A 13,102-nucleotide genomic window follows, 5' to 3' on the forward strand; every position below is an offset into this window, starting at 1 on the left:
GTCATATTTCTTCGGCCCCGTAGTTTTACGCGGTCAGTTTGTTGCAACGGCAATGCTGTGCGCAGACGCGAGATGCACAGCCAGTTTTGCTGCGCGAGATTCAAGCTTCGCTGCGCGAGGTTCCAAAAGATTCCCGCTGTTTGCCCGCAACAGCCACGCGAGAGTTACCCTAAAAAAGAATCGCGAAAAACTTCGTCTCGCTAATCACTTATCCACATAGCGACTTCAAGCGGTTTGAAAAATGGTCTGCGCAAGCGCGATTGTAACGGTTTCTTAAAATTTTTCTCGAGTGCGTCGAAAATTGTCACGATGAGCAAGCGCGCGCGAATCTGTTCACGAATCCAAAACGTTGCTTTCGAGTGTCACAATTGCAACCCGGCCACACAGCCGAGGACTCGGTCACACACGTCGATTCACGGATTGTCAGAATTTCCGCTTGGTGTACATCTAGTGTCGTTCGCGACGCCCGCGGCTCTCCAGACCAGCGCGGTTTGAGACCCAAGGGTGGACGTGCAAATCGGCGGCGGTGTGCGCGTTAGCGACGCTTTCCAAGCGATGCTAAGTTGGTAACTCATAGCAATATGAGAATGGTTGTTCTGTGTCTAAATTTCTCAGACGTGGCGTGCATGTTTCGCGTGTCGATGACTAGGGAGATAAGGCAAGTGTTGGCAACCGCATCGTTGGGAACGCGTAGTGCGTGAACGTGTTGAAGACGACAGACTGAGGTTACGCGGCGGCGCAGCGCCGGGCAGATGTCCGGTAGCGGCAGACTGACTTTGAAAAACACTTTCGACATGACAACTCGCCGCGTTCTCGCGGCGAGAGGGGGAGGCACTATGCTTTACGGAATCGCGGCATTAGACGGACGCATTTCACAACAGACCGTATTGGTTGCTCCAGCCTTCTTTTCCAACCATTGCTCGGTGCGAACTCCGGACGGGCCGTCGAGTACGCGCTGACCTCGCGGGAAACCTTCTTCTCCAACTGAAAATCTGACCCGCGGCGGTTCGCGCCGAACGGTCGATCTATGTCCGGAGTTGAAGCCCCGCGTGAGGTCGCGCATTGCAGCACCCCTGCTGGCAGGAACCCTGCAAGGCGAATTAGCAACGAACATTACTCTTTCAGAAAAGTTATCAGACAATGACGAATATCGAACAGGATCGCTGGTCGCGGGTGAAGGGTCGGTTGCGGACGACGGTAGGCGAGGACGTCTATACGAGCTGGTTCGCGCGCATGGATCTGGAAGGCGTGCAGGACGAGAACGTCCATCTGTCGGTTCCGACCCGGTTTCTCAAGAGCTGGATCCAGGCGCATTACGCCGATCGCGTTCTCGCCTGCTGGCAGGCCGAGATGCCCGAAGTGCACCGGATCGACCTCACCGTGCGCACGGCGATGCGATGCGCCGCACCCGCGAAGGAAGCTCCCGCGCCGGCCGATCAGCGCCGCGTCGAGCATGCCAACGGCCGTCCCGCGCCCGAGCTGCGCGCCACCGCGACCGCGCCGGTGTCCGCGAGCCATGATGCGCTCGGCGGCTCGCCGCTCGACCCGCGCCTGACCTTTGCAAGTTTCGTGATCGGCCGCTCCAACACGCTGGCGCATGCGGCGGCCCGCCAGGTCGCCGAAGGGCGGCGCGGCGATGCCGTGATGTTCAACCCTCTCTATATTCACGCCGGCGTCGGCCTCGGCAAAACCCATCTGCTGCAGGCCGTCACGTGGGCCGGCAATTCCGGCAACGAGCGCAAGGTGCTCTATCTCACCGCCGAGAAGTTCATGTACGGCTTCGTCGCGGCGCTGAAGACGCAGACGGCGCTGGCCTTCAAGGAAGCGCTGCGCGGCATCGACGTGCTCGTGATCGACGATCTGCAGTTCCTGCAGGGCAAATCGACCCAGGCCGAGTTCTGCCATACGCTGAACGCGCTGATCGATGCCGGCCGCCAGGTCGTGATCGCGGCCGACCGCCCGCCGTCCGATCTCGAAAGCCTCGATGATCGCGTGCGCTCGCGGCTGGCCGGCGGCCTCGTGGTGGAAATGGGTTCGCTCGGCGAAGAGCTTCGGCTCGGCATCCTCAAATCGCGCGTCGCCGCGGCCCGTGCCCATCATGCGAGCTTCGACGTGCCGGAACCGGTGCTGGACTATCTCGCGCGCACCATCACCCATAACGGCCGGGATCTCGAAGGCGCCATCAACCGGCTGCTCGCGCACTCCAAGCTCAACGCCCAGCCGGTGACGCTGGAAATGGCCGAGCGCGAAGTCCGCGACCTGATCCGTCCGCAGGAACCGAAGCGGATCAAGATCGAGGACATCCAGCGCGTGGTGGCCCGGCAATATAATGTCAGCCGTTCGGACCTGTTGTCCTCCCGGCGTACCGCCAATGTGGTTCGCCCGCGCCAGGTCGCGATGTACCTGGCCAAGACGCTGACGCTGCGCTCGCTGCCCGAGATCGGCCGCCGGTTCGGCGGACGCGACCACACCACGGTGCTGCACGCCGTGCGCAAGATCGAGGCACTGGTGTCCCGGGATACCGCGCTGTCGGAAGAGGTCGAATCCCTGAAGCGCCAATTGCAGGAATGAACGCAGTCGTTCCGGCCGAGTGCGCAATTGCGCACGGGCGCCGGAACCCATACTCCGCGGCCGGGTTTTTGGGCACCCGGCTGACGGCTTATGCAGCCACGAACGCCTGTGGTTATGGGTCCCCCGATGCGCAATTGCGCATCTGGGCCTGCGCCGGGACGACGGTGAATTGCCCGCAAACCGTGGGAAACGGCGTCGTAATCCCTTGCGCTTGGGCGCTATCCGCGCCACCTTGCGGTCCCCCCGAAGGTTTGATCAAGTCTCATCTTGATCCGGCTTCTCGGGTTTCAATGGCCGCGGCGCGCCTTCAGGGCCGCCCGGCTTTTCCATCTTAGGGATCGGGCGGGTATTGCAATGAAGGTCACCGTCGAACGCGCGCAACTCCTGAAATCGCTGGGCCACGTCCATCGCGTGGTCGAGCGCCGCAACACCATCCCGATCCTCGGCAACGTGCTGATCCGTGCCGAGAACGCCAAACTGTCGCTGAAGGCGACCGACCTCGATCTCGAGGTGACGGAAACCCTGGCAGCGGAAACCGGAACCGCCGGCTCGACCACCGTGCCGGCGCACATGTTCTACGACATCGTCCGCAAGCTGCCCGACGGCGCGCAGATCGTGCTGGAGGCCGACGGCGACCGTTCGGTGCTGGCGATCCGTGCCGGCCGTTCGCGCTTCACGCTGCAGACCCTCCCCGAAAGCGATTTCCCCGATCTGGCCGCCGGCGACATGACGCATTCGTTCTCGCTGGCCGCCGCCGACGTCAAGCGCCTGATCGACCGCACCCAATTTGCGATCTCGACCGAAGAGACCCGCTATTACCTCAACGGCATCTATTTGCACTCGGCCGGCAGCGCCAAGGCTGCGACCTTGCGCGGGGTGGCGACCGACGGACACCGGCTGGCGCAGATCGATCTGGTTCTCCCGAAGGGCGCTGTCGGCATGCCCGGCGTGATCGTGCCGCGCAAGACCGTCGGCGAAGTGCAGCGGCTGATCGAGGACAATGAAGCCGAAGTCTCGATCGAATTGTCGCAGGGCAAGATCCGCTTCACCCTCGGCAATGTGGTGCTGACCTCGAAACTGATCGACGGCACCTTCCCGGATTACGGCCGCGTCATTCCGCAGAACAACGACAAGGAACTGATCGTCGACAAGAAGGATTTCGAGGCCGCGGTCGACCGCGTCTCGACCATTTCGAGCGAACGCGGCCGCGCGGTGAAACTGGCGTTGTCGGCCGGCAAGCTGGTGCTGTCGGTGACCAACCCGGATTCCGGCAGCGCCACCGAAGAACTCGAAGTCGAATACGCCTCCGACGCGCTCGATATCGGATTCAACTCGCGCTATCTCCTGGATATCGCCGCCCAGATCGAAGGCGAAGTCGCGGTGCTGCGGCTGGCCGATCCCGGCTCCCCGACCCTGGTGCAGGACAAGGACAACAAAGGCGCGCTCTACGTGCTGATGCCGATGCGGGTGTGAGGAATTAGCTGTCATTGCCGGGCTTGACCCGGCAATCCATCAACTTCGAAAATGACCTATTGGGTGTACATTCTCGCAAGTAAGCCCGGTGGAACGCTATATATTGGCGTGACAAACAATCTGGTGCGGCGCGTTTACGAGCATCGAGAGGGCTTGGCAGATGGCTTCACCAAGAAGTACGGCATCAAGACACTGGTTTATTTTGAACCGCACGATGCAATAGCCACTGCGCTGCAACGAGAAAAGAACATCAAGCATTGGTCGCGAGAGTGGAAAATCGACCTGATTATCGCGAGCAACCCCGACTGGCGAGATTTATACGAAGATATTGTCCGCTGACGCGGACGATGGATTGCCGGGTCAAGCCCGGCAATGACGGTTGAACATGACCCCCTCCCGCATCCACAAGCTGACGCTGACGCATTTTCGCAATTATCGGGCGGGGAGCGTGCAGACGCGCGGCGACGTCGTGGTGCTGGTGGGGCCGAACGGCGCCGGCAAGACCAATTGCCTCGAGGCGATCTCGTTTCTGTCGCCGGGACGGGGCTTGCGGCGCGCGACGCTGGAAGATGTCGCCGACAATCAGGGCAACGGCTCCTGGGCCGTCTCCGCCGAAGTCGAGGGTGCGCTGGGGCTGGCGACGCTGGGCACCGGGATCGATGCGCCGGGAAATGAAAACAGTTCCGCTGGCCGGCGCTGCCGGATCGATCGCGAGCCGGTCGGCTCGGCGACCGCGTTCGGCGACCATTTGCGGATGGTGTGGCTGACGCCGGCGATGGACGGGCTGTTTCTTGGCGCCGCCTCGGAACGACGGCGCTTCTTCGACCGGCTGGTGCTGGCGATCGACAGCGAACATTCCAGCCGCGTGTCGGCGCTGGAGCGTTCGCTGCGCTCGCGCAACCGGCTGCTCGAAGTTCGCAATTACGACGACCATTGGTGCGACGCGATCGAGCGCGAAACCGCCGAGCTTGCGGTCGCGGTCGCGGCCACCCGCGGCCAGACCGTCACAAAACTCGCAGCGATGCTGCGCGAGCGCGGTGCGGCTTCCGCGTTTCCGTCGGCGCAGATCATGCTCGACGGCTGGATGGAGAATGCGCTGGTGGGCGAGCCCGCGACGGCCGTGGAAGATCGCTACCGCGAGATCCTGCGCGCGAGCCGCCCGCGCGACGCCGCGGCAGGCCGCACGCTGGACGGACCGCATTTGACCGACCTGCAAGTGGTCTACGCGCCGAAGAACATGCCCGCGCGCGATGCCTCCACCGGCGAACAGAAGGCGCTGCTGATCGGGCTGGTGCTGGCCCATGCCACGCTGGTCGCCGAGATGACCGGCATCGTGCCGCTGTTGCTGCTTGACGAGGTCATCGCACATCTCGATCCGGGCAGGCGCAAGGCGCTGTTCAATGAGCTGGAAAAACTCGGCGCGCAGGTCTGGATGACCGGCGCCGATCCGGCGGCATTCGCCGATATCGGCACATCCGGCGAGGTTTTCGACGTGGATTCCGGCCACGTCACCCGCCGCGCCTAAAGCGGCAGACACCCGGTTGAACCTCGACGTCCGCCCGCGCGACTAGACTTCAGCAATCGCGCCATCAATGCGCGGCCATTACTGCTGCGCGGATCAAGCGTCGGCAAATACCGGAGATAGCCATGCTTGGAATGACGCGCGGGACGCTGGTCCCGGCACGGAAACATCTGTTTGCTGTCACCCTCGCGGTGATTGCCTGCGCGCCGGTTGCCGCCAGTGCCAACTCCGACATGGTCGATGTCCGCACCCTGCCGCGGCTCGAAGGCGCCGTGGAACAGACGGCCCTTACCAAAACCCATCAATCCAAAACCTATCAAGTGACCTACGACGTTCCGACCGACTTCGCGGCGACCACCGCTGCGGTGAGGCAATTGCTGGCCGCCGACGGCTGGGTGCGATATGCGCACCCGCTCGAAAACGACAAGTTCTCGTCAAAATTCAAGAAGGGACGGCAAGGACTGTTTGTGTCGGTCCCGCCAGGCAAGCCCAATCAATCCAGCGTGATTTATAGCGCCAACGCAGCGCATGTGAACGTGCCGTTCCCGCCGGATGCTGCCGACATCGTGTTCGAGGAGTGGCGGCCCTATCTCGGCTGCATTGCCCCGACTGCGCTCGACGCAACGCTCGACTTCTTCCGCAAGGAGATGGCCGCGAGCGGCTGGAAGCCGCTCAAAGCCGCGGAGGCGGCCGCGCGCTGGCCGAACGTGCAGCTCAGCGAGACGATCGAGAATGGCGTGCGGGCCTATTACACCCATGATTTCGACAATGGCTTTCATCGGCAGCGGCCGGTGATGCTGACGCTGCAGCGCCGTGACGACGGCAAAACCGGCGTGGAGATCCGGATCGCGCCGTTTGCGATGCCGGAAACGCTCGAAGCCGCTGACGACACGGCCGGCCTGCCGACGCCCAAACTAACCTGGACCGCGCAGAACTCGGGCGATTCCGATTCGGCCCGGCGCGTGCTGGACGTGGCGGTCCTTGCCGAAATTCCTGCAACGCTCGCCTTCTATCGTCGCGAACTCGCGGCGCGAAACTGGACCGAAGAAACCAGCGGTGCTGTGGTGACCGCTGATAACGTCATGCTGAACTTTTCCTCGGCCGAGCAAACCGCCACGCTGGAGCTCAGCCGCCGATATGACATGACGATGGTCAATATCGTCACTCAAATGAATGGCGCCATCCTCGCCGAACGCGCCAGGGCCAAGAAGGAAGCCGACGCGGCCCAGGCCGCCAAGCTGTTGGATGCGCCGCTGTCGGATGCGCCGCTGCGCGCCCTTGCCGACAATTCGAAGCCCGTGCCGCTGCCGGAGAACGCCGAAGAGGTGGAGTTCGAGGCCGCTGCCGGCCAAATCGATTTCTATTCCCCCTCGACCGTGAGAGCGGTCGCAGCGTTCTATCGTGACGCACTGCAGGCCCAAGGCTGGAAAGAAAAGCCCTCGGTCATCAACGATCCCCGCATGGTCGTGATGGAGTTTTCCAAAGGCGGCAAGGCGATGCGGTTCAACATCATGAAGATGGGTCGGAGGGCGAGTGTCACCGCCTCTGGATCGGCTCTGGTGACGGCCGATGCCAAGATCGCCGCCAAGCCAGGAGCGGCAGCCGTCGCTCAGGCCTCTAATGGCGCCGGCGCCAAAGCGGCGGCGATGCAGGTTCTCGAGGCCGACCCCGACGCCGACCCCGACGCGCCCTTTCCGGTGCCAAAGCAGCATAGCGCGATGAACACGTCGGCGAGCGGAAAGCTGCCGGGCAGCAACGCTGTGTACCGCAGGCAACTTGACGCCAGCATTCCCGCCGAACTGAATGCCGTGCTCGCCTTCTATCGTCGCGAACTCGGCAAACGCGGCTGGACGGAATCGGCGGAGCGTGCCGTTGTGCAGGCGGACCGCGTGCAGCTGTCATTTACCTCGCCCGACGGGCCCGCACTGCTGAAGCTTGGCCGCAGCGACGACGAGACGTCGGTCATCCTCGCGCAGAAATATCCTGATGTCGCCGCAAAAGCGGACTTCGTACCGAAGCCGGGTCACGCCAAGCTGATGCTCGGCAATGTCGGTGAAAGCGAAGCGGCCGTCACCATCAACAAGCAGACGATCAAGCTCGCCGCCGGCGCAGGTGGACTGCATTCGCCTAGGCCCCCGATCCTCGAACTGCCGCCGGGCAAGTACCGATATTCGATGAAGGTCGCGGGCCGCCCCGCCCGAAACGATACGATCGAGGTGACCGCCGACGACGGCTGGGGTCTGATCATTCTCCCGAGCGGAGAGGCATTGTCGATGCAGATGTATTGATACGAACGGAATGGAGCAGTCCTCGCGCGGCTTGCTCCATTCCGGCCAAATCGCCCGACGCGCCTGAGCCGGCGGGCGTCCGGTTGAACCTCGACGTCCACCCGCGCGACTAGACTTCAGCAACCGCGCCATCGATGCGCGGCCATCACTGCTGCGCGTCAGGCGTCGGCGAATACCGGAGATACCCATGTTTGGAATGACGCGCGGGATGCTGGTCCCGGCACGGAAACATCTGTTTGCTGTCGCCTTCGCGGCGATCGCCAGCGTGCCGGTTGCCGCCAAGGCCGACCCCACCATGGTCGATGTCCGCATCGTGCCACGCCTGGAAGGCGCCGTGGAAGGCCGTCCCGAAACTTTCAAACTGAACTACTACGTTCCGGGCACCGTCGCAGCCACCACCGCGGCGGCGAAGAAATTGCTGGCCGCCGACGGCTGGGTGCAATACGTGCGCCCGTTCGAAAACGTCAGGAGCACGTTGACCTTCAAGAGGGGTCCGCACGGACTTAACGTGTCTTTCACGCAAACCCAGCCCAATCAATCCGAGGTGCATTACGGCGCGGACAGGATCTATGCGAACGTGCCGTTTCCGGACGATGCGACCGACATCATATTCAACGAGCGCCGGCCCTATCTTGGCTGCACGACCGCCGCGAGCGTCGAGACCGGCCTGGAGTTCTTCCGCAAGGAACTGATCGCGGCCGGCTGGTCGCCATTGTCGGCGGCGGACGCAGCGGCGCGTTATCCCGGCGCCACGATCGATGCATCGATCAGCAACGGCGCACGCGCCTTCTACAGCTTTCCAAAACGTGACGGCTACCAGCAGCAGCCGATCATGCTGACGCTGCAGCGTCGCGATGACGGCAAGACCAATGTCGACGTCCGGATTGCGCCCTTCGCGCATCCGCAGAGCCTTGAGCTTGCGCGCGAAACCGCCGGCCTGCCGGTACCGAACCAGACAGCGGGCTTCGGAAGCGAGGGCGATTCGAGTTCGAACTCGCGCAAGGTACACGGCGCCGTTCAGGCTGAGTTGCCGGTGGTACTCGCATTCTTCCGCCGCGAACTAGGGGTGCGGAACTGGAAAGAGGAAACCCGCGGCGCCGTTGAAACGCCGGACCAGACCGTCCTCAACTTCTCGTCTCCCGATCAAACCGCCACGCTCAGGCTCAAGCCCCAATACGATCTGACGATCATCAACCTCACCACGCAGGTGACCGAAGCCGGCCTGGCGGCACGCGCCAGGGCCAAGAAGGAAGCCGACGCGAAGTTTTTCAGCGATGCGGCGGCAATGGCAAAGGAAATCATCGCGGCCGACGAAGTGCGGCGGGTGGAACAGGCCGCCAAGATGTCAGATGCGCCGCTGCGGCCGCTGGCCGACAATTCGAAGCCCGTGCCGCTGCCGGAGAATGCCGAAGAGGTACAGTTCGAAGGCGCCAAAGGCCGGCTCGATTTCTATTCCCCCTCAAGCGTGAAAGCGGTCGCGGCGTTCTACCGTGGCGCGCTGCAGGCCCAGGGCTGGAAAGAACGGCCTTCGGTCATCAACAATCCCCGCATGGTCGTGATGGACTTTTCCAAAGGCGGCAAGGCGATGTCGTTCACCGTCATGCAGATGGGTCCGAGGTCGAAGATCAGCGCCGATGGATCGGCTCTGGTGACGGCCGATGCCAAGATGGCGGCCAAGCCCGGCGCGGCAGCCGTCGCTCAGGCCCCTAACGCTGCTGGCGCCAAAGCAACGGTGCAGGTTCTCGAAGTTGACCCCGAAACCGATGCCGACGCGCCGTTTCCGATGCCCAAGCAGCGTGGTTCGACTGTCTCCCGCGGAAGCGGAAAGCTGCCGGGCAGCAACGTTCCATTCCGCAGGGAACTCGAAATCAGCGTTCCTGCGGATCTCGCTTCCGTGCTCGCCTTCTATCGTACCGAGCTCGGCAAGCGCGGCTGGAAGGAATCCGCGGAGCGCGCCGTCATGCAGGCAGACCGCGTGCAACTGGCATTTGCTTCGCCCGATGGGCCTGCACAGCTGAAACTCGGCCGAGCGAAGGACGAGACCACCGTCAGCCTCGCACAAAAGTACACTGATGTCGCCGCGAAGGCTGACGTGATCCCGAAACCGGGTCAGGCCAGGCTGGTGTTCGGCAACATGGGCGGCAGCGAGGCTGCCGTCACCATCAACAAGCAGACGATCAAGCTCGCTGCCGGCGCCGGCGGGCCGCAATCGCAGAAGCCTCCGATGCTCGACCTGCCGCCGGGCAAATACACCTATTCGGTGAAGGTCGCGGGCCGTCCGGCACGAAACGATACGGTCGAGGTCACCGCTGATGACGCCTGGGGCCTGATCATCGCTCCGAGCGGCGAGGCATTGTCGCTGCAGATGTATTGACACGATCGCTCTGGAGAAGCCCAGAGAAGACCAAGGGCGGCGTGCTCGCGGGCGCTTGCGTCCCGAGCACGCGGCCGATGACGGACAAGATCAGGTAGCCGAGCCCTTCCCGGTGAGGGGAATCGGTTCTCCGGCAACGAACCCGCCTGTTGCGCCGTTCTCCAGCAGATCCGTTGCAGTCTGCCATTTCCTGCCGCGACCACGTCTCAAAAACAGGCACTTCGAGGCGCGGAATCATCCCCCGAATCGTCCTTTTCAGAGGCCGCTGAATCGCCCTTTGAGCGCCTTGAAAGAGCGCCAAAAAACACTATTTATTCAATAGCTTGTGGACGGAGACTTTGCGCTAGGCGCATGGCCTCTTTCATGGCACAAATAGATCCATCAGCGCCTCATATTGCGCAGCTGATTCGGGACACCTCGAAGGCCTTACATGACAGAACCTGCCCGGCAGTCACCTGCCGACACTGAGCATCCCATTCCGATTGAATATGGCGCGGAATCGATCCGGGTGTTGAAGGGCCTCGACGCCGTGCGCAAGCGGCCGGGCATGTATATCGGCGACACCGATGACGGATCCGGCCTGCATCACATGGTGTACGAGGTCGTCGACAATGCGATCGACGAGGCGCTTGCCGGTCACGCCACGGCGGTCGAAGTCGTGCTCAATGCCGACGGCTCGGTGACGGTGCGCGACGACGGCCGCGGCATTCCGGTCGACATCCACAAGGGCGAAGGCATTTCCGCGGCCGAGGTCATCATGACCCAGCTGCACGCCGGCGGAAAATTCGACCAGAACTCCTACAAGGTCTCCGGCGGCCTGCACGGCGTCGGCGTCTCCGTCGTCAACGCGCTGTCGAGCAAGCTGCAGCTTCGCGTCTGGCGCGACGGCAAGGAGCATTACATCGAGTTCGCCCACGGCGATTCCGTTGCCCCGCTCAAGGTGGTGGGTGAAGCCAGTGGCAAGCGCGGCACCGAGGTGACGTTCTTTGCGTCGACCGAAACCTTCACCAATGTCGAGTATGATTTCGCGACGCTGGAGCATCGCCTGCGCGAGCTCGCGTTCCTGAATTCCGGCGTCAATATCGTGCTGTCAGACATGCGCCACGCGGTCGAAAAGCGCGAGGTGATGCAATATGCCGGCGGTGTCGAGGAATTCGTCAAATATCTCGACCGCAACAAGAAGGCGATTGTGCCCGCCGCGATCATGGTGCGCGCGGAATTGAACGACATCGGCGTCGAGGCCGCGCTGTGGTGGAACGACAGCTACCACGAGAACGTGCTGTGCTTCACCAACAACATCCCGCAGCGTGACGGCGGCACCCATCTGGCCGGCTTCCGCGGCGCGCTGACGCGCCAGGTCAACGGCTATGCCGAGGCCAACGCGAAAAAGGAAAAGATCGCGCTGACCGGCGACGATTGCCGCGAAGGCCTCACCGCGGTGCTTTCGGTGAAAGTCCCGGACCCGAAATTCTCGTCGCAGACCAAGGACAAGCTGGTCTCCTCGGAAGTACGCCCGGTGGTCGAGAACGTGCTCAACGAGGCGCTGGCGGCGTGGTTCGAGGAACACCCGTCCGAGGCCAAGGTCATCGTTGGCAAGGTGATCCAGGCCGCCGCCGCGCGCGAAGCCGCCCGCAAGGCGCGCGAACTGACCCGGAAAAGCCCGCTTGGCGGCAGCTCGCTGCCCGGCAAGCTCTCCGACTGCCAGGAAAAGGACCCCGCCAAGTCAGAACTGTTCATCGTCGAGGGTGACTCCGCAGGCGGCAGCGCCAAGATGGGCCGCAACCGCGAATTCCAGGCGGTGTTGCCGCTGCGGGGAAAGATCCTCAACGTCGAGCGCGTTCGCATGGACAAGATGCTGTCCAGCGAGCAGATCGGCATTCTGATCGCGGCACTCGGCACCGGTATCAGCGACGATTTCAGCGCCGACAAGCTGCGCTACCACAAGATCATCCTGATGACGGACGCCGACGTCGACGGCTCGCATATCCGTACGCTGCTGCTGACGTTCTTCTATCGCCAGATGCGCGAGGTGATCGACCGCGGCCACCTGTATATCGCGCAGCCGCCGCTCTACAAGGTGGCGCGCGGCAAGTCCGAGCAGTACCTGAAGGACGAGCGCGCGCTGGAGGATTACCTGATCGCAACCGGCCTCGACGATTGCGTCTTCAAGCCAGCCACCGGATCGGATCGTGCCGGCCGCGACCTGCTGTCGCTGGTCGAGGACGCCCGCATTATCCGCGGCATCCTGCATAATCTGCACAGCCGCTATAACCGCATGGTGGTCGAGCAGGCTGCAATCGCCGGCGTATTGAGCCCGAAGATCACCAGCGACATCAACACCGCCAATGCCGCCGCCGATTACATCGCCAAGCGGCTCGATGCACTGACCGACGAAGTCGAGCGCGGCTGGAGCGGACGCTTCACGGAGGGTGAAGGGTTCCTGTTCGAACGCACCGTCCGCGGCGTCAAGGATGCCGCCATCATCGACGACGCGCTGCTCGGCTCCGCCGATGCGCGCAAGCTCGACGATTATGCAGCGAAACTGCAGGAAGCTTATCCGAAGCCGGGCGTGTTGCGCCGCAAGGATGCCGAGATCGCGATCCACGGGCCGGTCAGCCTGTTCGAAGCGGTGACCGATGCCGGCCGCAAGGGCGTCACGCTGCAGCGCTACAAAGGCCTCGGCGAGATGAATCCGGAACAGCTCTGGGAAACCACGCTCGATACCAACGAGCGCTCGCTGCTGCAGGTGAAGATCAAGGAGGTCGACGAGGCCGACGACATCTTCACCAAGCTGATGGGCGACGTGGTCGAGCCACGCCGCGAATTCATCCAGGATAATTCGCTCAGCGCCAATGTCGACGTGTGATGCACGGA

Annotated in this window: 7 protein-coding genes; all 7 read left to right on the plus strand. The window is 62.9% G+C overall.

The features are described from left to right. Nucleotides 1-1,140: 1,140 nt before the first annotated feature. The 7 genes from dnaA to gyrB all read left to right on the plus strand — a co-directional run bounded on the left by dnaA (nucleotide 1,141) and on the right by gyrB (nucleotide 13,094). A complete protein-coding gene (dnaA, locus tag JQ629_RS25340) occupies nucleotides 1,141-2,571 on the plus strand; it encodes a chromosomal replication initiator protein DnaA (RefSeq protein ID WP_212275776.1) in 1,431 nt (476 codons plus the stop codon). 354 nt (nucleotides 2,572-2,925) lie between these two features. Next, nucleotides 2,926-4,044 (plus strand): DNA polymerase III subunit beta, encoded by a 1,119-nt coding sequence (gene dnaN, locus JQ629_RS25345; protein ID WP_192736315.1) that lies wholly within the window; start codon nucleotides 2,926-2,928, stop codon nucleotides 4,042-4,044. A 51-nt stretch (nucleotides 4,045-4,095) separates the two neighbouring features. After that, nucleotides 4,096-4,383, plus strand: a complete 288-nt coding sequence (locus JQ629_RS25350) for a GIY-YIG nuclease family protein (protein ID WP_212414938.1) — start codon at nucleotides 4,096-4,098, stop codon at nucleotides 4,381-4,383. 46 nt (nucleotides 4,384-4,429) lie between these two features. Beyond that, nucleotides 4,430-5,569, plus strand: coding sequence for a DNA replication/repair protein RecF (recF, locus tag JQ629_RS25355; protein ID WP_212414939.1), 1,140 nt, complete (start codon nucleotides 4,430-4,432; stop codon nucleotides 5,567-5,569). A gap of 122 nt (nucleotides 5,570-5,691) precedes the next feature. Beyond that, complete coding sequence (locus tag JQ629_RS25360) at nucleotides 5,692-7,854, plus strand: hypothetical protein (protein WP_212414940.1); 2,163 nt, start codon at nucleotides 5,692-5,694, stop codon at nucleotides 7,852-7,854. Nucleotides 7,855-8,041: 187 nt separating this feature from the next. Beyond that, nucleotides 8,042-10,228: a hypothetical protein gene (locus tag JQ629_RS25365; protein WP_212414941.1), complete on the plus strand. Its 2,187-nt coding sequence runs from the start codon at nucleotides 8,042-8,044 to the stop codon at nucleotides 10,226-10,228. A gap of 430 nt (nucleotides 10,229-10,658) precedes the next feature. Next, nucleotides 10,659-13,094 (plus strand): DNA topoisomerase (ATP-hydrolyzing) subunit B, encoded by a 2,436-nt coding sequence (gyrB, locus tag JQ629_RS25370; protein ID WP_212414942.1) that lies wholly within the window; start codon nucleotides 10,659-10,661, stop codon nucleotides 13,092-13,094. Nucleotides 13,095-13,102 lie beyond the last annotated feature (8 nt).

The organism is Bradyrhizobium sp. AUGA SZCCT0222 (assembly GCF_018130205.1).
Classification (GTDB): Bacteria; Pseudomonadota; Alphaproteobacteria; order Rhizobiales; family Xanthobacteraceae; genus Bradyrhizobium.